We start from the raw sequence: 23,622 nt of genomic DNA, 5'->3' as shown, positions 1-23,622 counted from the left end.
GAACCCGTTTATGACCTTCGACCGCAGCATCAAGATCGCGCCGTCCATCCTGTCCGCCGACTTCGCCGATTTCGGCCGAGAGATCCGCGCCATCGAGGATCAGGGCGCAGACTGGGTCCATGTCGATGTGATGGACGGGCATTTCGTGCCGAACCTGACCTTCGGCCCGCCCGCCGTGAAGGCCTTCCGCCCGCATGTGAAGACCTTCATGGATGTCCACCTGATGATCGCACCCGTGGACCCCTATATCGAGGCCTATGCCCAGGCCGGCGCCGACATGATCACCGCCCATGTCGAAGCCGGGCCGCATCCCCATCGCACCCTGCAGGCGATCCGCGCGACGGGGAAGAAGGCCGGCATCGCGCTGAACCCCGGCACCCCGGTCGAGGCGGTGGAATACCTGCTGGATCTGGCCGACATGGTGCTGGTGATGACCGTGAATCCCGGCTTCGGGGGGCAGAAGTTCATCCATTCCCAGGTGGACAAGATCGCCCAGCTACGCGGCATGATCGGCGACCGGCCCATCCACATCCAGGTGGACGGCGGCGTGGATCCGAAGACCGCGCCCATCGTGGCGAAAGCCGGGGCCGATGTGCTGGTTGCGGGATCGGCCGTGTTCAAGGGCGGATCCGTCGGCCAGCCGCAGGTCTATGGCAACAACATCCGCACGATCCGCGATGCGGCGAGGGGGCTGGCCCAAGCGGTTTGACAATCCGCCTGTCCCGCGCTTCCCTGCGCCAAGGCACACAGAAGGGACGGGACAATGGATCTGGGTATCAGGGGAAAACGCGGGCTGGTCTGCGCGGCGTCGAAAGGCTTGGGGCGCGGCTGCGCCGAAGCTTTGGCCGAGGCGGGCGTGGATCTGGTCATCAACAGCCGGACCGAATCCGAGATCACCCGGACCGCCGATGAGATCGCGGCAAAATACGGCGTCAGCGTTACCCCGATTGCCGCCGACATCACCACCGACGAAGGCCGCGCCAAGGTGCTGGCGGCGGTGGGCCAGGCCGATATCCTGGTCACGAACGCGGGCGGCCCGCCGCCGGGCGACTGGCGCGACTGGAGCCGCGACGACTTCATCCGCGCCATCGACGCCAACATGCTGTCGGCCATTGCGCTGATGCAGGCGCTTGTGCCGGGCATGATGGACCGTGGCTGGGGCCGGGTTGTCAACATCACCTCGGCCTCGGTCCGCTCGCCCGTGTCGGTGCTGGGTCTGTCGAACACGGCGCGGACCGGGCTGACCGGGTTCGTGGCGGGCATGTCGCGGCAGGTGGCGGGGCATGGGGTCTGCGTCAACAACATCCTGCCCGGCATCCATGCGACCGACCGGGCCGTCAGCCTGGACAAGGGCGTGGCGGACAAGCAGGGCATCAGCATCGAGGATGCGCGACGCCAGCGACAAGCGGGGATTCCCACGGGTACCTATGGCGATGCGGGCGATTTCGGGGCGACCTGCGCCTTCCTGTGCAGCCAGCAGGCGCGCTTCATCGTGGGCCAGAACATCCTTCTGGACGGCGGCGCGCTGAACGCCACGGTTTAGGGCCGGTCACTTCAGCGGGTCGTGGCCCCAGTTCATCAGCGAAAAGCGCTAGTGGCTGTTCCGCTTGTCGTTCTGAGGCCCGCCTTGGGCAGCATGGCGCTTGATATAGCCCACGACCTTGGCCATGTGCGCCCAGTCGTCATCGTCCAGATCGGCCTTTTTCCTGTCCTTGATCTGAAGGATGCGCCTGCCGGACTTGTGGCCCGTGCTTTCGCCCTCGCCACCCGTATCGCCCACGGACTTGCTGTTCTCGCCGTCCAGCCACTTGCGCAGTTCGGCGGGGGTCATGTTGATCAGATCCTGCCATTCGCCCCAGATCTCGTCATGGGATTTCATGCGTCGCTCCTTTGCAGGGCCAATCCGGCGGAGGTGGCCGGGGTTCCGGACCGATAGGCGCGCAGGATCGCGGCAAGCTGTTCGCGGCGGGCCTTGGGATCTGCCAACACCGCGCAAAGCGCGCGGGCGCGGGCCGATATCTGCTGGCAGATGCCGGGGTGGGCGCGTGCCCAGGCCAGCCTGTCGGGCAAATCGCCCGCGCCGGGGCGCAGCGGAATATAGTGCTGCCAGGGCTGGAAGGCGCCGCGCGCAAAGATCTCCCACCCGTCTTCTTCAAGCAGCACCACCGAATTGCTGTTGGCAAGCGGCAGGAAATCCTCGGCCCCCGAGGTTGCGCCGGGGCAGATCAGATAGCGGTGGGACAGCAGGAAATCGTCCCCCTTGCGCGCAGCGATCAGATGGGCCAGGCCTGCGCGGTCCAGGGCACGCGCACCCCGCGCATCGGGCGTCAGGCCGGCGTCGATATCGGCCGATCCCTGGTGGCGCAGCACCAGGGCCACGCGCGTCGCATCCCTCAGATCCGCCGCCGGCCCGCCCGCCAGCACATCCGTCACCACCTGATGCAGCGGGCGCAGCGGCTGGCCGTCCTTTGTGATCACATGGCCCGACAGATCGCCGCGAAAGACCGCGCGGTCCAGCTTTTCGGCCCAGGGCGGGTCAAGGCGGTCGGGCCGGCCCAGATAGCCGTAATTGCCCAGCCGATGGATCCAGGGCATCGGCCACAGGAACACATTGGCGGCCCCCGTCCGGCGGCTGGGGGCCAGGACGGGGCCGGTCCCGCCGGAAAATCCCGGCTGCGTCTCGATGACATAGCTGCCGCGATCGGCGGCCTGGGCCATGTCGTTGGCCATCGTGGCGATGCGCAGCAGGCGGGGGGATCCGGGCGCGGCATAGAAGAACCCGTCGGGCGCGCGCCGGACGGGCAGCATCTTGCCCCCGCCGTCGCGGACCTCGCCCCGGTCCAGATCGACGATGGACCCGGCGGACGGGGCTGTTCCTTCCGGTGAAACGCGGGTTGGAAGGGCGCTGCGGACGATATCCGCGCTCACCGCGCGGCTGTCCGGCGCGTCAACGGTTCGCGGCGTCGTCAGCATCCGCGACAGCCCGGCCAGATAGCCTTCGCGGCGCGACCGGGCGCCCGCGCCGGGGCGGGGCGGGCAGGTCCGCAGGTCGAACCAGGGGGCCAGGGCATCGCGGTAATCGCCGGGGGTGGCCTGGTCGATGTCGATCTCCACGAACTCGGCCCGGTCTGCGAAATAGGCGCGGCAATCGGCCAGATGGGCCTCCCATTCGGCCGCCCACAGGTCGGCCAGATCGGCGACGGCGACACCCCGGATCTGGGCATAGGCACGGGCATAGCTGCCGCCCCGATGCATGTAGCGGCTGATGACCCAATCCTCGATCCGGCGGGTGTTCAGCAGGAAGACCGAACCGGGATGGCTTTCGTCAAGAAAGCGGAACTCCTTGAAGGCCTCGACGATGGGCATGTTCAGATAGCGAACCGATTCCATGTCGGTGAAGGCCACCGTGTCGGCCCAGGGCTGCAAGGGCTTCACGCCCGTCAGCTTGGACCAGGCGATATCCTCGGCCAGGGCGCCCTCGGCCCAGTGGATGGCCGGATAGCCGTTCATCTGGAACAGCTTGGCGATAAAGGTCGTGCCGCATTTGTTGAAGCCGATCTGGAAGAATTTTCGCGCCACGCCGCCCCCCGCCCGATGCCGCGCGACCTTGGGACGATGCAGGCAGGCTGTCAATCGGCTGGGCTACGACAAAAGGCTTGCCTTGGCCTTGCCGCCCGGCTAGCTGTCAGCCATCGGAACTCGGGAGAAGCTGGCCCGTGCCAGTGCCGAAGGAGCAGCCGCCCCGGCGAACTCTCAGGCAGAAGGACCGTTTTCCGTCAGAAGCTCTGGAGAGTGGCCGTTCCGGCCCGCCGAAGGGATAACGATCTCAGGCGCCCAATCCGGCAGGTCCGGGCGGGCAGGGACAGAGGGGGCATCGAACGGGCATCCGCCCGCCAACCGATGCCGGCTGTCCGGCTGCTTGAGAGAAGGAGGTCACATGACCGACGACCCGCGCCGGATCCCGCTTCACAACCTGCACCTGTCGCTGGGTGCCCGGATGGTGCCCTTTGCCGGATGGGAAATGCCGGTCCAGTACCCGATGGGCGTGATGGCGGAACACCTGCACACCCGCGAAAAGGCAGGGCTGTTCGATGTCAGCCACATGGGGCAGGTGCTGGTGACCCCCGACGACGGGCGGATGGAAGCGGCGGCCCTGGCGCTGGAAAGCCTGATCCCGGCCGATGTGCTGGGCCTGCCGCAGGGGCGGCAGCGGTATGGGCTGTTCACCAATGATGCGGGCGGGATCCTGGACGACCTGATGTTCGCCAACCGGGGCGATCACTTCCTGCTGGTGGTCAATGCCGGTTGCACGGATCAGGACATCGCGCATCTGCAAACGCTGGAAGGGGTGACGGTCACCCCTGTCACCGACCGGGGATTGCTGGCCCTGCAAGGCCCGCTTGCGGCCGAGGTTCTGGCGCGGCTGGTCCCCGCGGTTGCCGCGATGCGTTTCATGGACAGCCAGATCCTCGATTGGAATGGCGTGGACCTGTGGGTGTCGCGGTCGGGTTATACCGGCGAGGACGGGTTCGAAATCTCGATCCCCGAGGCTCGGCTGGCAGATTTCGCGAAAGCCCTGCTGGATCAGCCCGAAGTCGCCCCCATTGGCCTTGGCGCGCGCGACAGCTTGCGGCTGGAGGCGGGGATGCCGCTTTACGGCCATGACATGGACGGCACCGTGACCCCGGCGCAGGCCGCGCTGGGCTGGTCGATCCCGAAGGTTCGCCGGACGGGCGGGGCGCGCGCGGGCGGTTTTCCGGGGGCAGGGATCATCCTGTCGGAACTGGCCGATGGCGCGACCTCGGTGCGGCGCGGGTTGCGCCCCGAGGGCCGCGCACCCATCCGCGAAGGCGTGGCGATCTTCGACCAGGCCGAAGGCGGCAAGGTGATCGGCCATGTGTCCTCGGGCGGCTTCGGGCCGTCGGTGGGCGGTCCCATGGCCATGGCCCGGCTGCCTGCTGACCTGGTGGATGGTGCGACGCTTCATGCCGAACTGCGCGGCAAGCGCATCCCCGTCTCGATCACTCCCCTGCCTTTCGTCACCCCGTCCTATAAACGCTGAGGATCCTGACCCATGCTGAAATACACAGAAGACCATGAATGGCTGCGCGCCGAAGGGGACGAGGTCGTCGTCGGCATCACCCCCCATGCCAGCGAGCAGCTGGGCGATGTCGTCTTCATCGAACTGCCCGACGAGGGCCGCGAGGTCGAGGCGGGCGAGGAGGTCGTGGTGATCGAGTCGGTCAAGGCCGCATCCGACATCTCGGCCCCGATCGCGGGCGTGATCACGGCGGTGAACGCGGCCTTGGCGGATGCGCCCGGCAGCGTGAACGACGATCCCCAGGCCGCCTGGTTCTTCCGCATCAAGCCCGCCGATCCGAAGGCCATCGAGGGCTTCATGGATGAGGCCGCCTATCAGGCGCTGATCGGCTGATGTCGCCCGGGGGCTGTCTGCCCCCGGACCCCCGAGGATATTTTTGCACAGAAGATGTGGCGCGCATGACCCGCTGGAAACCGACCGACTATAACCCCGACGATTTCGCGAACCGCCGCCACATCGGCCCTTCGCCCGCCGAGATGGAGGCGATGCTGAAGGTCGTGGGCGCCGAAAGCCTGGACGCGCTGATCGACCAGACCGTGCCGCAGGCGATCCGGCAGGACAGCAGCCTGGACTGGCCTGCGCTGTCCGAGGCCGCGCTGCTGGACCGGATGCGGCAAGTGGCGGCGAAGAACACCGTGATGACCAGCCTGATCGGCCAGGGCTATTACGGCACCGTCACGCCCCCGGCGATCCAGCGCAACATCTTTGAAAACCCGGCCTGGTACACCGCCTATACCCCGTATCAGCCGGAAATCGCCCAAGGGCGGCTCGAGGCGCTGCTGAACTTCCAGACCATGGTGGCCGACCTGACCGGGCTGCCTGTCGCCAATGCGTCCTTGCTGGACGAGGCGACGGCCGCGGCCGAGGCAATGGCCATGGCGCACCGGCAGTCGAAGTCCAAGGCGGACGCCTTCTTCGTGGCCCATGACCTGCATCCGCAAACCATTTCCGTGATCGAGACACGGGCCGCGCCCCTGGGCATCCGCATCGTCAAGGCCTCCATCGACGATCTGCAAGCGGATCAGGTCTTCGGCGCGATCTTCCAGTATCCCGGCACCTATGGCCATATCCGCGACCTGACGCCCGAGATCGAGGCCTTGCACGCGGCGGGCGCGCTTGCGGTCGTGGCGACCGACCTGCTGGCCCTGTGCCTGCTGAAGGAACCGGGCGCGATGGGCGCCGACATCGCCGTTGGATCGGCGCAGCGGTTCGGCGTGCCGATGGGCTATGGCGGCCCTCATGCAGGCTTCATGTCCTGCCGGGACGAGTTGAAGCGCGCGATGCCCGGCCGCATCGTCGGCGTTTCCATCGACGCCAAGGGCAACAAGGCCTATCGCCTGGCGCTGCAGACGCGCGAACAGCATATCCGCCGCGAAAAGGCGACCTCCAACGTCTGCACGGCGCAGGCGCTGCTGGCGGTGATGGCATCCTTCTATGCCGTCTTCCACGGCCCGGTGGGCCTGCGCGCCATCGCGCAGCGGGTGCATCTGCACGCCGTCACGATTGCCAACGCCCTGCGCGCTGCGGGGGCCGAGGTCGCGCCGGAGGCGTTCTTCGACACAATCACCGTCAAGGTGGGCGTGGGCCAGGCGGGCATCATGGCCGCCGCGCGCCATCGCGGCATCAACCTGCGCAAGGTGGGCCGCGACCGCGTGGGCATCAGCGTGGATGAAACGACCGATGCGGGCGTGATCGCACGGCTGCTGGACGCCTTCGGCATCACCGATGCGGCTGCCCCCGCCGAAGGTCCGGCGATCCCCGAAGCCCTGCTGCGCGAAAGCGATTACCTGACCCATCCGGTCTTCCACATGAACCGCGCCGAATCCGAGATGATGCGCTATATGCGCCGGCTGTCGGACCGCGACCTGGCGCTGGACCGGGCGATGATCCCGCTGGGGTCCTGCACGATGAAGCTGAACGCCGCCGCCGAGATGATGCCGATCACCTGGCCTGAATTCGGCGCGCTGCATCCCTTTGCCCCCGCCGACCAGGCCGCAGGCTATGCCGAGGCGATCGGCGACCTGACCGACAAGCTGTGCCGGATCACCGGATACGATGCCTTTTCCATGCAGCCAAACAGCGGCGCGCAGGGGGAATACGCGGGGCTGCTGACCATTGCCGCCTATCACAAGTCGCGCGGCGAGGATCGCGACATCTGCCTGATCCCCGTGTCGGCTCATGGCACCAACCCTGCCTCGGCACAGATGTGCGGGATGAAGGTCGTGGTGGTGAAATCCGCGCCCAACGGCGACATCGACCTCGAGGACTTCGCGGACAAGGCGGCCAAGGCGGGCGACAAGCTGGCGGCGGTGATGATCACCTATCCCTCCACCCACGGCGTCTTCGAGGATACCGTGCGCGAGGTCTGCGACATCACCCACAGGCATGGCGGCCAGGTCTATATCGACGGGGCCAACATGAACGCGCTTGTCGGCCTGGTGAAGCCGGGCGAGATCGGCGGCGATGTCAGCCACCTGAACCTGCACAAGACCTTCGCCATCCCGCATGGCGGCGGCGGTCCGGGCATGGGGCCGATCGGCGTCAAGGCGCATCTGGCGCCCTTCCTGCCGGGCGATCCGCAGACGGGCGAGGGCGCGGTGTCGGCGGCGCCTTACGGATCGGCCTCGATCCTGCTGATCTCCTGGGCCTATTGCCTGATGATGGGCGGGGCGGGGCTGACCCAGGCCACGCGCGTGGCGATCCTGAACGCGAACTATATCGCGTCGCGGCTGGCGGGGGCCTATCCGATCCTGTTCATGGGCAACCGGGGACGCGTCGCGCATGAATGCATCATCGACATGCGGCCCTTTGCCGATCACGGCGTGACGGTGGACGATATCGCCAAGCGCCTGATCGACAACGGCTTCCATGCCCCGACCATGAGCTGGCCGGTCGCGGGCACGCTGATGGTGGAACCCACGGAATCGGAAACCAAGGCCGAGATCGACCGCTTCATCACCGCCCTGCTGGCGATCCGGGACGAGATCACGGAGGTGGCCGAGGGACGCATCGCCGCGGCCGACAGCCCGCTGCGCCATGCGCCCCACACGGTCGAGGATCTGGTGGCCGACTGGGACCGCCCCTATTCGCGCGAACAGGGCTGCTTCCCGGCGGGTGCCTTCCGGGTGGACAAGTACTGGCCGCCGGTGGGCCGGGTGGACAACGCCTATGGCGACCGCAACCTGATCTGCACCTGCCCGCCCTTGGAAAGCTATGCCGAGGCGGCGGAATAAGACGGCAGGCACCGACCCCGGCCGGTGCCTTTTTCTAGAGGCTGGCCGCCTCGTCCACGCCCAGCATGATGTTGAGGTTCTGGACCGCCGCGCCCGACGCGCCCTTGCCCAGGTTGTCCAGCACCGCCACCAGTGTCGCGCAGCCGTTCTGGGCATCGCCCTGCACGGTGATGCGCAGGCGGTTGGTGTCGTTCAGATCCGTGGGCACGATGCGCGAACCCGTCCCCTGCGCGACCTCGATGAAGCGCTGCCCGGCATAATGGTCCGCCAGGGCCTGCGTCAGGCTTTCCAGTGTCCGGCGGTCGTTCAGGAACAGCGGCACCTGCACGGCCATGCCTTGCGCGAAGTTGCCCACCGAAGGGGCAAAGATCGGCTGCCGCGACAGGCCGGCATGGACCATGATTTCCGGGATATGCTTGTGGCGCTGGGTCAGGCCATAGACGAAATGAGCGGGGGCCGCGCCGTCCTCGTATTCCGCGATCAGCGCCTTGCCGCCGCCGGTATAGCCGCTGACGGCGTTGATCGTCAGCGCCTCGGACGGCTCGATCAGGCCTGCGGCGACCAGGGGCGCGATGATGGCGATGGCGCCGGTGGAATAGCACCCGGGATTGCTGACCAGCCTTGCCCCCGCAATCCGGTCCCGCGCGCCCGCGCCCAGTTCGGGAAAACCGAAGGCCCAGCGTTCGTCCACCCGATGCGCGGTGGATGCGTCGATGATCCGCACATCCAGGTCGCGCGCCAGTTCCACCGCCTCGCGCGCGGCATCGTCTGGCAGGCACAGGATCGCCACGTCGGCTTGCTGGAACGCCTCGCGCCGGGCGCCGGCGTCCTTGCGGCGGTCGGGGTCGATCTGGACCAGGCGGATGTCGTCGCGCGTTTCCAGCCGCTCGCGGATCTGCAGGCCCGTGGTGCCCGCCTCGCCATCGATGAAAACGCTGTATGCCATGGTTCTATCCCCTGCAGAATGTGGCAGGGTTATAGGGAACCGGAACAGTCCTGCCAATCAGATCCGGCAGATTTCCGACCGGGTCAGGAACCGCTTCTCGCGTCCGTTGTCCAGGCTGAACATGCCCCCGCGGCCGGGCACCACGTCGATGATCAGGTCGGTATGGGCCCAGGCCTCGGCCTGGGAGGCGCTGATATAGAAGGGCGCGCCGCCGATCTCGCCCAACTTCACGTCGCGTTCGCCGACGCGGAAATCGCCCTGCGGATAGCACATGGGCGAGGAACCGTCGCAGCAGCCGCCCGACTGGTGGAACAGGACGGGGCCGTGGTCGGCGACGATTTCGGCGATCAGGTCCAGGGCGGCGGGGGTGGCTGTGACTGTGCTCATGCCTTCAACCTTTTCTTCAGGAATTCCAGCACCTGCCGTTCCTCGGGACGCAGGCCGGGTTGTTGCAGATCGTCGTCGATTTCCTCGCGCAATTCCAGCTTCAACTCGTCGGCAAGATAGGCGTCGATGACCTGGGGATGGACATAGCATTTCCGGCAGATGGTCGGCGTGTTGCCCAGGCGGGCCGCCACCCGTTCGATCGCCTCGCGGATGTTGCGCTTGGCGGCGGCCTCGCTGTCGCAGGCCTCGTATTCCGCCAGGGCCAGGGCGGCCAGGACGGTGCCGGTCCAGGTCCGGAAATCCTTGGCGGTGACGTTCTGGCCCGAGATCTCGCGCAGATAGGCGTTCACCTCGGTCGAGGTGACCTTCTGCCGTTCGCCATTCTCGTCCAGATACTGGAACAGGTGCTGGCCGGGAATGTCCTGGGCCGCGCGCACGATCCGGGCCACGCGGCGGTCGCGCAGGCCCAGGTCCCATTCCTTGCCGGACTTGCCCTTGAAGCGGAACCGCACCTGGTTGCCGTCAAAGGTCACATGCCGGTCGCGCAGCGTGGTCAGCCCGTGGGACTTGTTCTGCCTGGCGTAATCGGCATTGCCTACCCGGATCATGGTGTTTTCCAGCAGATAGACCACCGTCGCCAGGACCTTTTCCGCAGGCATCCCGCGCCGCGACATGTCCTCGTCGACCTGGGCCCGGATATGGGGCAGGGCATGGGCGAATTCGACCATGTGTTCGTATTTGGCGCTGTCGCGGACCGCGCGGAAATCGGGGTGATAGCGGTATTGCTTGCGCCCCTTCGCATCGCGCCCCGTGGCCTGGATATGGCCGCGCGGATCGGGGCAGATCCAGACATCCGTATAGGCGGGCGGGATCCCCAGCGAGGCCAGCCGCTTGCGTTCCGCCTTGTCGGTGATGGCCTTGCCGTCGGGACCCCGATAGCTGAACCCCTTGCCGGACCGCTTGCGGGTGATCCCCGGCATGTCGTCGTTGACATAGACCAACCCCGCCTCGCGCGCGGCGTCCTGCGGGTCGGGAATGACGGGGCCGTCCTTGGGCATGAGCGCGGATCCAGAGGGGTGGGTTTGGCTCAACGCTGGGGGGGCGGGTTGGTTGCGCGTGGAGAAGTAGGATCGGCAAGGTGGCTAATAGGGGGTGACGAGTCGTTATAGTAAAACGGGTTGTGAACTTTCAACGTCCTGCATAATCTGAACATCCGATGACGCTCAGCATGGGCAACTAAGTATGAAAATTAAGAGAATTACTCTCAATAACTTCAAGAAGTTTAGCAACACCGTCATCGAAGGAATACCTGAAACAGCCCGGCTCGTGATGATTGCCGGCCCAAACGGGAGCGGAAAGTCATCCTTTTTTGAGGCCATTAACACTATATCATTCCTGCGTTCTAACCGCGGTTATTCCTTTGACAAAGAGTATTTTATTAAAGACCTTACTACTCATCGCTCATCTCATTTTGAAAACAACATAGACGTTGAGCTTCACGATCCTGAAAGCACAGATTATTCCATTTTTAGTTACGTCAGATCAGCGTATCGAAACGACGCAGATTTTACGATGCAGTCACTCTCTCGCGTGGGCTCAATCAAAGAAGAGTATCTACCGAAGTTTCTGACTGCAACGGAGGCTACAGTCGCAAGGAACTACCAGCGGTTGGCAAGTCAAGCAATGGAAGATCTTTTTGAGCACGCCGATGAGGCTATGACGATTCGTGAATTTCGGGAGCAAGTTATTTCCGAACTAAGAGACAGCGTTTCTCGGCTCTTCCCAGATATGATTATAAATGGCTTGGGAAATCCACTTTCAGAGGGTACTTTTACTTTCCGGAAGGGTACATCAAAAAGAGTACACTACAAGAATATGTCAGGCGGAGAAAAGGGAGCATTTGACCTTATTCTAGATATTTTGATCAAGCGACGAGAATTCAACAACACAGCGTTCTGCATTGATGAGCCGGAAGCTCATGTAAATCCTAGGCTTCACAAAGGGCTGCTTTACGAGCTTTTTCGCGCCGTGGAGCCGCCCAGCCAACTTTGGCTAGCTACTCACTCTGCTGGAATGATGAGGGCGGCCTCTGAGCTTAGTATCGAACGAGTTGGTGAGGTTGTGTTCTTAGATTTTTCGGACCGTAATTTCGATGATCCACAGGTTATCACTCCCTCTACGCCCAGTAGGAAGTTTTGGAAAAGGGCATTTCAGGTCGCATTCGACGATATCGCTGAGCTTGTTTCTCCTAAACACATTATTATTTGTGAAGGCAGTCCAAATGGTGCGGTTGGACCAAGTGCTGGAATGGACGGAAGAATACTGGACCTTATCTTTGAAAATGAATACCCAGATCTTCGCTTTATTCCTGGTGGGTCTGTGAGTGAGCTAATCTCAGACCGGCACGGATTGTATCAAGCTGTAAGCACTCTCGTTCCTGGCGCCAAGATACAGAGACTTCGTGATCGGGATGATTTAAGTGAAAGTGAAGTTGAAGAGCATCTTGGGCGTGGAGTGCGAGTGCTGAATAGACGAAATCTCGAGTCTTATCTATTCGACCGCGATATAATCAAGAATCTATATAGATCTAGAGGGTACGCAGAAAAAATACCTGACCTCGAAGCGGCCTTTGATAGATACATGGCAGAAGCTGTCGAGCGCGGGCGACCTCATGATGACATCAAGGCGATTGCAGGGCCATTGAAAATTCAAATAGTAAAAGACTTGAAACTGCAGGGAGCAGGTTCAAGTCCTAAAGAATTCGCTCTCAACATACTAGCGCCACAAGTTACCCGGGACACTATGGCGTATCAGGAACTTAAGGCCTCGATATTTGCTATTTAAGCCTGCAGCGACCTCACCCCAACTTCCCCCTCCTCGCGCGACTTGATCGCCGCCACCGCCGCGATGCTCCCCGCAGCCGTGGTGAAATACGGGATCTTGTCATACAGCGCGACCGCGCGGATTTCGCGGCTGTCGGCGATGGCCTGGACGCCCTCGGTCGTGTTCAGGACCATGGCGATGTCGTCGTTCTTCAGGCGGTCCACGATGTTCGGGCGGCCCTCATAGACCTTGTTGACGCGGGTGGATTCGACGCCCTCGGCCGCCAGGAACTCGGCGGTGCCGGCGGTGGCGACCAGCGAGAAGCCCATGGACACAAGATCGCGCGCCGCCGCCGCAAGGGCAGGCGTCTTGTCGGCGTCCTTGACGGACAGGAAGATGCGCCCTTCCTGCGGCAGATGCGTGCCCGCGCCCATCTGCGCCTTGAGGAAGGCGCGGGCGAAGTTGCGGTCCCAGCCCATCACCTCTCCGGTCGAACGCATTTCCGGCCCCAGCAGGGTATCGACGCCGGGGAAGCGGGCGAAGGGCAGCACGGCCTCCTTGACCGAGAACCAGGGCGTGATCGGGTCGGCCAGGGTCAGCGGGTCGGCGAAGGGCAGGTCGTCCTCGGGGCCGACGCCTGCGGGATAGGGATCGCGCAGGGGGAAGTTCGACATGGGTTCCCCGGCCATCAGCCGCGCGGCGATGGAGGCGATGGCGCTGTCGGTGGCCTTGGCGACGAAGGGCACGGTGCGGGACGCGCGCGGGTTCACCTCCAGCACATAGATCGCGCCGTCCTTGATCGCGAATTGCACGTTCATCAGGCCCTTCACCCGCAGGGCGCGGGCCATGGCGACGGTCTGGCGCTTCAGTTCGTCGATTGTCGCGGCGTCCAGGGTGTGCGGGGGCAGGCAGCAGGCGCTGTCGCCCGAATGGACGCCCGCTTCCTCGATATGCTCCATGACGCCCGCGACATGGACATTCTCGCCGTCCGACAGGGCGTCCACATCGACCTCGATCGCGCCGGACAGATAGCTGTCCAGCAGCACCGGGTTCTTGCCGGACACGCTGACGGCCTCGGTGATGTAGCGGCGCAGGTGGTCCATGTCGCGCACGATCTCCATCGCGCGGCCGCCCAGCACGTAGGAGGGGCGGATCACCAGCGGGAAGCCAATGCGTTCGGCGATCTGGATCGCCTCGGCGTCGGAATGGGCGATGCCGTTGATCGGCTGGCGCAGGCCCAGGTCGTTCAGCAGCTTCTGGAAGCGTTCGCGGTCCTCGGCCAGGTCGATGGCGTCGGGGGTGGTGCCCAGGATCGGGATCCCCTCGGCCTCCAGCGCGTTGGCAAGCTTCAGGGGCGTCTGGCCGCCGAACTGGACGATGACGCCGTGCAGCGTGCCGTTTTCCTGTTCCACGCGCAGGATTTCCAGGACGTGTTCCAGGGTCAGCGGCTCGAAATACAGCCGGTCGCTGGTGTCGTAATCGGTGGACACCGTTTCCGGGTTGCAGTTGATCATGATCGTTTCATAGCCCGCATCCGTCAGCGCGAAGCAGGCATGGCAGCAGCAATAGTCGAACTCGATCCCCTGGCCGATCCGGTTCGGGCCGCCGCCCAGGATCACCACCTTCTTCGCATTGCTGGGGCGCGATTCGCATTCCACGTCGCCCATCGCGGGGGATTCGTAGGTGGAATACATATAGGGGGTCTGGGCCTCGAATTCGGCGGCGCAGGTGTCGATGCGCTTGAAGACGGGCAGGATGCCGGCATTGCGGCGGGCGCGGCGGATATCAGTCTCGTCCCGGCCGGTCAGATGGGCCAGCCGGGCGTCGGTGAAGCCCATCATCTTGAGCGTGCGCAGGCCTTCCGGGTCGGAGGGCAGGCCCTCGTGCCGCACCTTGTGTTCGGCATCCACGATCTCGCGGATGCGCGCCAGGAACCACGGGTCGAAGCTGGTGACACGCTGGATTTCGTCATTGGTCATGCCAAAGCGCATCGCCTCGGCGATGACGCGGATGCGGTCGGGGGTGGCGCGCGACAGGGCCGCGATGACGGCGGGCTTGCCCTGGTCCGCCGCGCCTTCGATGGCGATCTCGTCCAGGCCGGTCAGGCCGTTCTCCATGGACGCCAGGGCCTTTTGCAGCGATTCGTGGAAGCTGCGGCCGATGGCCATGACCTCGCCCACGGATTTCATCGCCGTGGTCAGTTCGGGCTTGCTGCCGGGGAATTTCTCGAAGGCGAAGCGCGGGATCTTGGTCACGACATAGTCGATGGACGGCTCGAAGGACGCGGGCGTGACCTTGGTGATGTCGTTGTCCAGTTCGTCCAGCGTATAGCCCACGGCCAGCTTGGCGGCGACCTTGGCGATGGGGAAGCCCGTGGCCTTCGACGCCAGCGCCGAGGACCGGCTGACGCGGGGGTTCATCTCGATCACAACCATGCGGCCGTCGGCCGGGTTGATCGCCCATTGCACGTTGGACCCGCCGGTTTCCACGCCGATCTCGCGCAGCACGGCGATGGAGCCGTTGCGCATGATCTGGTATTCGCGGTCCGTCAGCGTCAGGGCCGGGGCCACGGTGATCGAATCGCCCGTGTGGACGCCCATCGGGTCCACGTTCTCGATGGAACAGACGATGATGGCGTTGTCGTTGCGATCCCGCACGACCTCCATCTCGTATTCCTTCCAGCCCAGCAGGCTTTCATCGACCAGCACCTGCGCCACCGGCGAGGCGTCGAGCCCCGAGCGCACGATCCGTTCGTAATCGTCGCGGTTATAGGCCACGCCCCCGCCGGTGCCGCCCAGGGTGAAGGCGGGGCGGATGATCGCGGGCAGGCCGATCTCCTCCAACGCGTCCATCGCCTGCTGGACGCCCGCGTTGATGTCGTATTTGCCATTGGGCAGCTTGGGCGCGGCGACGATGGTGGCTTTGGGGTTTTCCAGGCCGATCCGGTCCATCGCCTCGCGGAACAGCTTGCGATCCTCGGCCATTTCGATGGCGGCACGCTGCGCGCCGATCAGTTCCACGCCATAGCGGTTCAGCACGCCCATGTCCGCCAGCGCCAGCGCGGTATTCAGTCCGGTCTGCCCGCCCATCGTCGGCAGCAGCGCGTCGGGACGTTCCTTGGCGATGATCTTTTCGACGATCTCGGGGGTGATCGGCTCGATATAGGTCGCGTCGGCCATTTCCGGGTCGGTCATGATCGTCGCGGGGTTCGAGTTGACCAGGATCACCCGGTATCCTTCCTCGCGCAGGGCCTTGCAGGCCTGTGCGCCGGAATAGTCGAATTCGCAGGCCTGGCCGATGACGATGGGGCCTGCGCCGATGATCAGGATCGACTTGATATCGGTTCTTTTCGGCATGGGGGTCCCCTGGGGCTTGCGGCTGATAAATCGTCCGGGGTTATAGCCATGCACGGTCGGACCGCAAGGCAAGACGACGGGCTTTTTGCCCGTTTATTGCAGGAACCACAGGACGCCGCCGCCCAAGGACAGCAGAATGGCAAATCCCAGAAGGGTGAACAACCCGTCGCGTGCCAGCATCCCGAAGGCCAGAAGGCTGACCACGGTTCCCAGGATCGAGGATGTGAAGGGCACCAGTTCCAGAAAGGGCATCGCCAGGCCGCAGACCATGCACAGCGCCTGGGTCAGCTTGCGCAAGGGGCCATGGACCAGAAAAGCCAGCCTGGGCCTTGCGACGCGGTCCAGCCAGCGGGCAGGGCGGCGCATGATCTTCAGTGCGCGATCCAGCTTGTCGCTGTCGATCTGGCGCGACATCACGAAGCCCGGCAGCCAGATATGATCGCGCCCCACCAGCATCTGCCCCGAGATCAGCGCGATGGCGATGCCGCAGACCGACGAGAACAGCGGGATGCCGGACAAGGGCGACACGACCGCAAGCGCCACGAAGATCAGGTTGGGGGTCAGGGAATTCTCGCCCAGCGACTCGACGATCTGCCCGACCGAGGTCTTCTTGCCGTCCGAGGCCGCGCCTGCCGCGTCCAGCAGGGGCTGCACCGTTTCCTCGTCCTGCACCGTTTCCCCTTCCTGCAATGGCCGGGGCCAACGCATCCCGGCAGCGGAAGGTTCGGCCGGAAGATCAGCCGCGCAGGGCGGCGCCCAGTTCGCGGTCCAGAACCTGCAGGAAGCGCGACCGGTCGGCCTTGGAGAAACCCGCACCCCCGCCCTGCAAGAAGGGATCGGCGGCGCGCAGATCGGCCATCAGGTCGCGCGTCGCCAGCCGGGGGCCGATATTGGCGATGGTCAGCACCTCGCCGTCATGGGTGATGACGCGCGCCCCGGCCTTGAGGCAGCGGTCGGCCAGCGGCAGGTCGGCGGTGACCACGACATCGCCCGGCCCGCACTGGTCGGCGATCCACTTGTCGGCCTCGTCTGGTCCCTCGGCCACGATCCGCAGGCTGACCAGCGGATTGGCCGGGGGCCGCAGCCCGCCATTGCAGACCAGCACCATCGGCACCTTCAAGCGCGTCGCCACGCGCTCCGCCTCGACCTTGACCGGGCAGGCGTCGGCGTCGATGAACAGCGTGGTCACCCCGCCCCCCGTCAGTCGCGCAGCAATTCGTTGATCGAGGTCTTGGAGCGCGTCCTGGCGTCCACCCGCTTGACGATCACCGCGCAATACAGGTTCACGCCGTTCTTGGATGGCATGGAACCCGCGACGACGACCGATCCGGCCGGAACCTCGCCATACATGACCTCGCCCGTCTCGCGGTCCACGATCTTGGTGGACTGGCCGATGAAGACGCCCATCCCCAGGACCGAGCCTTCGCGGACGATGCAGCCCTCGACCACCTCGGACCGGGCGCCGATGAAGCAGTCGTCCTCGATGATCGTGGGCCCGGCCTGCAGCGGTTCCAGCACGCCGCCGATGCCCACGCCGCCCGACAGGTGGACGTTTTTCCCGATCTGGGCGCAGCTGCCCACCGTGGCCCAGGTATCGACCATCGTGCCTTCGCCCACATGGGCGCCCAGGTTGACGAAAGACGGCATCAGCACCGCGCCCTTGCCGATGAAGGCCGACCGCCGCACGATGGCGCCGGGCACCGCGCGGAAACCGGCCGCGCGCCACTGGCTGTCGCCCCATCCCGCGAATTTCGAGGGCACCTTGTCCCACCAGTTGCCGCCCTGCGGGCCGCCCGACATCTCCTCCATGTCGTTCAGGCGGAAGGACAGCAGCACGGCCTTTTTCGCCCACTGGTTCACATGCCAGTCGGTGCCGCGCTTCTCGGCCACGCGCAGCGCGCCGCTGTCCAGTTGCGCCAGGGTTTCCTCCACCGCCTCGCGCACGAAGCCGGTCGTGCCGGCGTCGATATCGGCGCGGGCCTCCCACGCGGCCTCGATGGCGGTCTCAAGTGCTTGGGTCATGGGCCTCTCCTGGATGGCTGCTGCGGGTGGAAACTGGTTCACCGGGGCTATAAGCCTGGGACAAGGCCCATGCAATCCGAGGCCCGTGCAATCCGAGGATCCGATGAACGACGCGACCAAGACCGCCGAAGACCGCGCCCATCCCTTTCCCCACAGCGACGAGGATGCGGTCCGCGCCGAACAGATCCCCGACACGCCGCAGACCCGTTCGCCCGCCTATCAGCTGGCCTTCACCGACCGCGACTTCCTGCTGCGCGAAGAACTGCGCCCCGTCCGCCTGCAACTGGAACTGCTGAAGCCGCAGATGCTGCTGGACGAGGCCGGGGTGGAATCGACCGTGGTGATGTTCGGCGGCGCGCGCATCCCTTCGCCCGAAAACGCGGGTCTTGCGCGCACGCCGACGCTGGCGAAGCTGTCGGCCTATTACGAACAGGCACGGCTCTTCGCGCAGGAGATGACCCGCCGCAGCCTGGAAACCGGCGGGCGCGAATTCGTCATCACCACCGGCGGCGGCCCCGGCGTGATGGAGGCGGGCAACCTGGGCGCGCACGAGGTCGGCGGCAAGTCCATCGGCCTGGGCATCGTGCTGCCCCACGAACAGGCGCCGAACGTCTATGTGACGCCGGAATTGTGCTTCAACTTCCACTATTTCGCGATCCGCAAGATGCATTTCCTGATGCGCGCGCGGGCGATCACCATCTTCCCCGGCGGCTTCGGCACCCTGGACGAGTTGTTTGAGGCCCTGACCCTGATCCAGACCGGCCGCATGGCCCGCGTCCCCTTCCTGATGTTCGGGCGGGAATTCTGGGAGGGGATCATCAACTGGAAGGCCCTGGCCGAGGCCGGCACGATCTCCGAGGAGGACCTGGGCCTGTTCCGCTATGTCGAGACGGCCGAGGAGGCGGTGGGGATCATTGATGGGTGGGGGAAACCGTAGATTAGCATTCGAGCGGGTGCCCGTATAGAGCTTGCCTTAAAGTAACACTCTAGAGGCCGTTCAAACTCCAGCTTGGACGGCTACGTCTTGGGCAACAGACTATTCCTTCCAAGGTGTCGATCAAGCTGTCGGATTTCTTTTTATGTTCGAGAAAGTTATTCTGGCGGAAGGCGTCTATAATCTTCGGGGGGGCGCCTTTGAAGAACAACATTTCCTTGGAGTAGATTTGAGTGACCTTGTTTACCGAGTCAATCATCCAAGGAGCAGCTATGAGAGAAGCACAATTCGGCGTCGCGAGCATCGCAGGCGGAGTGAAGAAATAAACGCATATGTCTGGCGTCAACGGCACCAAAGCCCGTCCGCTGATCCGATTGGCAGCTAGATTATAGGTTAGCCAATCAAGACTGCCGTCCCCAAAGTTGAACTTCTCCAAAGGAGAATAAAGAAATACAAAGAATTGATTTGATATCGTTCCCTTCTGGCATCGATCACGAGCAATTCTGTAATTATGTGCCATATTCGCTTTTCCTACGTCTTCATCGTGGGGCAAGCCAATCATTTCGGGGTAGCTAGAGTACCGCGAACGGGCGGACGGACTTCTGATGAGTAAAGATTGCAGGAGAAGTAGCAAATTCCGGTGCAGCTTCTCCTCAAGGTGAAAGAAGTTGCACGTATCCTTGAGCGTCCGATCCTTCTTGAAAAGCAATTTTATTATTGGAAAAATATCGGACACGCTATAACCGAAAGGTTTCAGCTTTCGAACGCCTGCGATTATACTATGAACCTCATTGTCAATTCCAAAATCCGCTTCGAAGCTGCTCTCCCATGTGCTGCCCCGTAGCATCGTATGGCCATGACGCTTGCTACCGATCTTGCGGTTTGCATAGCGTTTCTTTCTTATTGATCCGTCTGGGCTAACCCAAGAGACATCCCCATGTCCGTCAGCCCAGTACCGCTGTAAACCTACAGGCCACCAATGATGGTTTGTTGAGGTACTTAACTGCGCCAAGATCTACCCGAAGAATTTTCAATAAGCGCCGACGGCCACTTCAGATTAACCAGCCGCCTCCGCCGCAATCTCCGCCCGTGACTTCCGCCCCCGTTCCGTCGCCGACTTCAACTGTCCGCAGGCGGCCATGATGTCCTCGCCCCGGGGCGTGCGGATCGGGCTGGCATAGCCCGCCTTGTAGATGATGTCGGCAAAGGCGTGGATGCGGTTGTTGCTGGAGCGTTTATAGGGCGCGCCGGGCCATTCGTTGAAGGGGATCAGGTTGATCTTGGCAGGGATGCCGCGGATCAACTCGACCAGGCGATGCGCGTCCTCGTCGCTGTCGTTCACGCCGGCCAGCATCACATATTCGAAGGTGATCCGCTCGCTGTTCGACAGGCGCGGATAATCGCGCAAGGCGTCAAGCAGCGTGGAAATGTTCCAGCGCCTGTTGATCGGCACCAGGACGTTGCGGACCTCGTCAGTGGTGGCGTGGAAGCTGACGGCAAGCTGGCAGCCGATCTCCTCGGCGGTGCGGGCGATCTCGGGGACCACGCCGCTGGTGGAGAGCGTGATGCGACGGCGCGACAGCGATAGCCCCTCGTTGTCCATGCAAACGCGCATCGCGTCGCGCACGGCGTCGAAGTTGTACAGCGGCTCGCCCATGCCCATCAGGACGATGTTGCTGACCAGACGGGTTTCGTCCTTGGGCGCGCCCGGAACCGGCCATTCGCCCAGGTCGTCGCGGGCCAGCATCAACTGGCCGACGATCTCGCCTGCGGTCAGGTTGCGCACCAGCTTCTGCGTGCCGGTATGGCAGAAGGAACAGGTCAGCGTGCAGCCGACCTGGCTGGACACACACAGCGTGCCGCGCCCTTCCTCGGGGATATAAACGGTCTCGACCTCGTGCCCGCCGGCGATGCGGACCAGGTATTTGCGGGTGCCGTCGGCGCTGACCTGCCGGGTCACGATCTCGGGCAGGGCGATCTCGAACTTCTCGGCCAGCAGGGCGCGATAGTCCTTGGCCAGGTTCGACATCCCCGCGAAATCGCGCACACCCCAGTGATAGACCCACTGCCAGACCTGGCCCACACGCATCTTGGCCTGCTTTTCCGGGGTGCCCGCGTCGATCAGTGCCTGGCGCAACTGGTCGCGCGTCAGCCCGACGATGTTCACCCGCCCGCTGTCGGGCAGCTTGCGGGGAAGGGTCAGGACATCCTGCGTAATGGGCGCGTTCATGGCATTACCGATCTGGGGCGAAAGACCCGCAGATAAGCGAAACGGGGCCGAAAATCAACCGGCCTTGCCTTTCACTTTGGCTCAAATATCCCACGGGGGTCCGGGGGACGTGAAGTCCCCCGGCTTTTACTGGCAGCGCGAGCGCGCCGTGTTGGTGGCCGCCGTGATCCCCGCCAGGCTGAAGGTGTCCTTGGTCACGGTGCCGCGCGACGACCGCCCGGTGATGACCGCGTTCGACCCGCCGCGCAGGGCGCCGATCAGCTTTTCATCCTCGGACGCGCTGCCGGTCCAGGCGCTTTCGCCTTCGGTGAACAGGTTGAACTTGTTGCCGCCGATATCGACCTCGACCGTGCTGTCGGGGGCGAAGGGATAGCCGCCGGTGAAACTGACCTCGCCGTTCTGGCCGGGGCGATAGGCCACGTACAGACGGATGTCACCGCGCGTCACTTCGCGCGGCGCGCCGTTCGCATCGGTGTTCTGCGTCGCCTTGGGCGGGGAAACGGCCCAGCATTCCTTGGGGTTTTCCGCCGCGAAGACGGTCCAGTCGCCCTCGGTCGCGACGACATTGGTGGATTCCTGCGCCGCGGCGGTTCCCAGTCCGGCCATCAGGACAAGGGCGGCGGTCATGCCGCGCAGCGTGGTATTGGTCATGCTCTGGCCTCCTGCCATATCTCGCCACATCTTTTGGGGGTTTTTCCCGATTGCTGTGGTCTTTTCAACCGTCCCCGGTCACGATAGCCAAAATCATTGCGCGAGAAAGAGCGCAAGGCAGGAAATCGCGCAATTGTCAGGGGAGGCAGGCGATGCGGTCAGCGGAATTGATCGAGCTGTGGCGCGGCGGACAGCGTGAAAGCAGCCATTGCGGCGATGCCGTCATCTGCGACACCAAGGGCGTCATCGAGGCCTGGGGCCGCCCCGAGCAGATCGTCTTTCCCCGATCGTCCTGCAAGATGATCCAGGCGCTGCCCCTGATCGAAAGCGGCGCGGCGGATGCGGCGGGCCTGACCGACCGCCAGCTGGCCCTGGCCTGCGCCAGCCACAGCGGCGCGCGGATCCATGTCGATGCCGTGGACCAGTGGCTGCGCGGGCTCGGCATGGGGGAATCCGACCTGCGCTGCGGCTGCCACATGCCGCGCGATGCGGATGAAAACCGCCGCCTGACCTGCGGCGACGAAAGCCCCTGCCAGCTTCACAACAACTGTTCCGGCAAGCACGCGGGCTTTCTGACGCTGAACCGCCACCTGGGCGGCGGCACCGAATATGTGGATCCCGACCATCCCGTGCAGCAGGCCGTGAAGGCCGCCTTCGAGGAGGTGACGGCCGAGACAAGCCCCGGCTATGGCATCGACGGCTGCTCGGCCCCGAACTGGTCCTGCTCGCTGGCGGGGCTGGGCCGGGCGATGGCGGGTTTCGCCGATCCCCCCGACGACACGCGGGGCCGGGCGATGCGGCGGCTGGTCGATGCGATGCGCGCGCATCCCGAGATGGTCGCGGGCGAGGGGCGGGCCTGCACGATCCTGATGCGGGCCATGGGCGGGCGCGTCGCCGCCAAGACGGGGGCCGAGGCGGTCTTCGTCGCCATCCTGCCCGATCAGGGGCTGGGCGTGGCCTTGAAGGTGACGGATGGCGCGACCCGCGCGGCGGAAGCCGCGATCACCGCCCTGCTTGTCCATCTGGGCGTGCTGCCCGAAAACGACCCGGCGGTCGGCCGCTTCCTGACCGACCCGATCCGCAACTGGCGCGGCATGGTCACGGGGGACATGCGGACCGCCCCCGGCTTTCCGGCCTAGATCATCTGCCAGATCAGCCGCAGCGCCAGCGCGGTCGAGGTCACGACCAGCAGCGGCTTGATCAGCCGCGCGCCGATGCGGCTGGCCAGCCGCGCGCCCAGCATGGCCCCGGCGATCTGCGCCATGCCCATCACGATCCCCACCAGCCACAAGGGTTGGCCGAACAGCGCGAATGCCCCAAGCCCGCCCAGGTTCGAGGCGAAGTTCAGCAGCTTGGTATGCGCGGTGGCCTTCAGCACCCCGTATCCCGCCAGGGTGACAAAGGCGATCATGTAGAACGATCCCGCCCCCGGCCCGATCAGCCCGTCATAGAAACCCACTAGCGGCACCGCCGTCAGCGCAAAGGCCGTCGGCGCCACCCGCTGCACCCGGTCCAGATCGTTCAGGCCGGGTTTCAGCGCGAAGAAGACCGCGATGCCGATCAGGATCACCGGAAGGACCAGCCGCAGCTTGTCGGTTGGCAGATAGCTGACCAGAACCGCACCCAGTGCCCCCGCCACCCCGGCGATCAGCGCGGATCGCCATTGGCTGCGCAGATCGACAAGACCGCGCGCGGCATAGCTGATGGCGGCGGTCGCGGCGCCGAAGGCCCCCTGAACCTTGTTCGTGGCAAGCGCCTGGGCCGGTGGAATTCCCGCCAGCAGCAGCACGGGCAGGGTGATCAGCCCGCCACCCCCGGCAATCGAATCAATGAAGCCCGCCGCGAAGCCGGCAGCGGCAAGGATCAGCAGCAGTTCAAGGGAAAGGTCCAGCATGAACGGCGCCATGCGCCTTTGGACCGTGATTGTAAAGATGGGGGC

General features: G+C 64.5%; 21 protein-coding genes and 1 riboswitch. Of the genes, 8 read left to right on the top strand and 13 right to left on the bottom strand.

Annotation, left to right across the window (positions count from 1 at the left end):
- Positions 1-10 precede the first annotated feature (10 nt).
- On the top strand, positions 11-709 hold the full coding sequence (gene rpe / locus IEX25_RS05800) for a ribulose-phosphate 3-epimerase (RefSeq protein ID WP_188714423.1): 699 nt from the start codon (positions 11-13) through the stop codon (positions 707-709).
- A gap of 54 nt (positions 710-763) precedes the next feature.
- A complete protein-coding gene (locus IEX25_RS05795) occupies positions 764-1,543 on the top strand; it encodes an SDR family oxidoreductase (RefSeq protein WP_103172566.1) in 780 nt (259 codons plus the stop codon).
- 48 nt (positions 1,544-1,591) lie between these two features.
- Here the strand turns inward: IEX25_RS05795 and IEX25_RS05790 are convergent, their stop codons facing one another.
- Together IEX25_RS05790 and IEX25_RS05785 are read right to left on the bottom strand one after the other, a co-directional pair.
- Positions 1,592-1,879 carry a DUF3140 domain-containing protein gene (locus IEX25_RS05790; RefSeq protein WP_188714422.1) on the bottom strand — a complete coding sequence of 96 codons (288 nt, stop codon included), beginning with the start codon at positions 1,877-1,879 and terminating at the stop codon, positions 1,592-1,594.
- On the bottom strand, positions 1,876-3,633 hold the full coding sequence (locus IEX25_RS05785; protein ID WP_188714421.1) for a glycosyl transferase family 90: 1,758 nt from the start codon (positions 3,631-3,633) through the stop codon (positions 1,876-1,878). Before IEX25_RS05785 ends, IEX25_RS05790 begins: the two co-directional genes overlap by 4 nt.
- Before the next feature lie 57 nt (positions 3,634-3,690).
- A riboswitch (glycine riboswitch) is annotated at positions 3,691-3,779 on the top strand.
- 158 nt (positions 3,780-3,937) lie between these two features.
- Here IEX25_RS05785 and gcvT point away from each other — a divergent pair.
- From gcvT to gcvP, 3 genes are all read left to right on the top strand, one after another.
- Entirely contained in the window at positions 3,938-5,062 is a 1,125-nt protein-coding gene (gene gcvT / locus IEX25_RS05780) for a glycine cleavage system aminomethyltransferase GcvT (RefSeq protein WP_188714420.1), read from the top strand.
- A 15-nt stretch (positions 5,063-5,077) separates the two neighbouring features.
- Complete coding sequence (gene gcvH, locus IEX25_RS05775) at positions 5,078-5,434, top strand: glycine cleavage system protein GcvH (protein ID WP_188714632.1); 357 nt, start codon at positions 5,078-5,080, stop codon at positions 5,432-5,434.
- A gap of 65 nt (positions 5,435-5,499) precedes the next feature.
- On the top strand, positions 5,500-8,334 hold the full coding sequence (gcvP, locus tag IEX25_RS05770) for an aminomethyl-transferring glycine dehydrogenase (RefSeq protein WP_188714419.1): 2,835 nt from the start codon (positions 5,500-5,502) through the stop codon (positions 8,332-8,334).
- A gap of 34 nt (positions 8,335-8,368) precedes the next feature.
- Here gcvP and argC read toward each other — a convergent pair whose 3' ends face one another.
- Genes argC through IEX25_RS05755 form a run of 3 tightly spaced genes read right to left on the bottom strand, consistent with a single transcriptional unit; the run spans position 8,369 to position 10,725 of the window.
- Positions 8,369-9,280: an N-acetyl-gamma-glutamyl-phosphate reductase gene (gene argC, locus IEX25_RS05765; RefSeq protein ID WP_188714418.1), complete on the bottom strand. Its 912-nt coding sequence runs from the start codon at positions 9,278-9,280 to the stop codon at positions 8,369-8,371.
- Between the two features lie 57 nt (positions 9,281-9,337).
- Positions 9,338-9,667, bottom strand: a complete 330-nt coding sequence (locus IEX25_RS05760; RefSeq protein ID WP_103172560.1) for a DUF779 domain-containing protein — start codon at positions 9,665-9,667, stop codon at positions 9,338-9,340.
- Positions 9,664-10,725, bottom strand: coding sequence for a DNA topoisomerase IB (locus IEX25_RS05755; RefSeq protein WP_188714417.1), 1,062 nt, complete (start codon positions 10,723-10,725; stop codon positions 9,664-9,666). The genes IEX25_RS05760 and IEX25_RS05755 overlap by 4 nt, the downstream gene beginning before the upstream one ends.
- 184 nt (positions 10,726-10,909) lie before the next feature.
- Here IEX25_RS05755 and IEX25_RS05750 point away from each other — a divergent pair, with 184 nt between their 5' ends.
- A complete protein-coding gene (locus IEX25_RS05750) occupies positions 10,910-12,511 on the top strand; it encodes an AAA family ATPase (protein WP_188714416.1) in 1,602 nt (533 codons plus the stop codon).
- Here the strand turns inward: IEX25_RS05750 and carB are convergent.
- The 4 genes from carB to dapD form a co-directional block, all read right to left on the bottom strand.
- Entirely contained in the window at positions 12,508-15,846 is a 3,339-nt protein-coding gene (gene carB, locus IEX25_RS05745; RefSeq protein WP_188714415.1) for a carbamoyl-phosphate synthase large subunit, read from the bottom strand. The genes IEX25_RS05750 and carB overlap by 4 nt on opposite strands.
- 93 nt (positions 15,847-15,939) lie before the next feature.
- On the bottom strand, positions 15,940-16,554 hold the full coding sequence (locus IEX25_RS05740; RefSeq protein ID WP_188714414.1) for an exopolysaccharide biosynthesis protein: 615 nt from the start codon (positions 16,552-16,554) through the stop codon (positions 15,940-15,942).
- A gap of 28 nt (positions 16,555-16,582) precedes the next feature.
- Positions 16,583-17,035 carry a YaiI/YqxD family protein gene (locus tag IEX25_RS05735; RefSeq protein WP_188714413.1) on the bottom strand — a complete coding sequence of 151 codons (453 nt, stop codon included), beginning with the start codon at positions 17,033-17,035 and terminating at the stop codon, positions 16,583-16,585.
- An 11-nt stretch (positions 17,036-17,046) separates the two neighbouring features.
- Positions 17,047-17,868 (bottom strand): 2,3,4,5-tetrahydropyridine-2,6-dicarboxylate N-succinyltransferase, encoded by an 822-nt coding sequence (gene dapD, locus IEX25_RS05730; RefSeq protein ID WP_188714412.1) that lies wholly within the window; start codon positions 17,866-17,868, stop codon positions 17,047-17,049.
- Between the two features lie 103 nt (positions 17,869-17,971).
- Here dapD and IEX25_RS05725 point away from each other — a divergent pair, with 103 nt between their 5' ends.
- Positions 17,972-18,805, top strand: coding sequence for an LOG family protein (locus IEX25_RS05725; RefSeq protein ID WP_188714411.1), 834 nt, complete (start codon positions 17,972-17,974; stop codon positions 18,803-18,805).
- Positions 18,806-18,854: 49 nt separating this feature from the next.
- On the opposite strand, the gene IEX25_RS05720 is transcribed toward IEX25_RS05725, so the two are convergent.
- The 3 genes from IEX25_RS05720 to IEX25_RS05710 form a co-directional block, all read right to left on the bottom strand.
- Positions 18,855-19,814: a hypothetical protein gene (locus IEX25_RS05720; protein ID WP_188714410.1), complete on the bottom strand. Its 960-nt coding sequence runs from the start codon at positions 19,812-19,814 to the stop codon at positions 18,855-18,857.
- A gap of 45 nt (positions 19,815-19,859) precedes the next feature.
- A complete protein-coding gene (gene rlmN, locus IEX25_RS05715) occupies positions 19,860-21,032 on the bottom strand; it encodes a dual-specificity RNA methyltransferase RlmN (RefSeq protein WP_188714409.1) in 1,173 nt (390 codons plus the stop codon).
- A 126-nt stretch (positions 21,033-21,158) separates the two neighbouring features.
- On the bottom strand, positions 21,159-21,683 hold the full coding sequence (locus IEX25_RS05710) for an invasion associated locus B family protein (protein ID WP_103172550.1): 525 nt from the start codon (positions 21,681-21,683) through the stop codon (positions 21,159-21,161).
- A gap of 152 nt (positions 21,684-21,835) precedes the next feature.
- Here IEX25_RS05710 and IEX25_RS05705 point away from each other — a divergent pair, with 152 nt between their 5' ends.
- Positions 21,836-22,822, top strand: a complete 987-nt coding sequence (locus IEX25_RS05705) for an asparaginase (RefSeq protein WP_188714408.1) — start codon at positions 21,836-21,838, stop codon at positions 22,820-22,822.
- On the opposite strand, the gene IEX25_RS05700 is transcribed toward IEX25_RS05705, so the two are convergent.
- On the bottom strand, positions 22,819-23,577 hold the full coding sequence (locus tag IEX25_RS05700) for a TSUP family transporter (RefSeq protein ID WP_188714407.1): 759 nt from the start codon (positions 23,575-23,577) through the stop codon (positions 22,819-22,821). The genes IEX25_RS05705 and IEX25_RS05700 overlap by 4 nt on opposite strands.
- Positions 23,578-23,622 lie beyond the last annotated feature (45 nt).

It is taken from the genome of Paracoccus acridae (assembly GCF_014642735.1).
GTDB lineage: Bacteria > Pseudomonadota > Alphaproteobacteria > Rhodobacterales > Rhodobacteraceae > Paracoccus > Paracoccus acridae.
The sequence above is the reverse complement of the archived record's forward strand: the minus strand, read 5'-3'. Positions and strand labels throughout refer to the sequence as shown.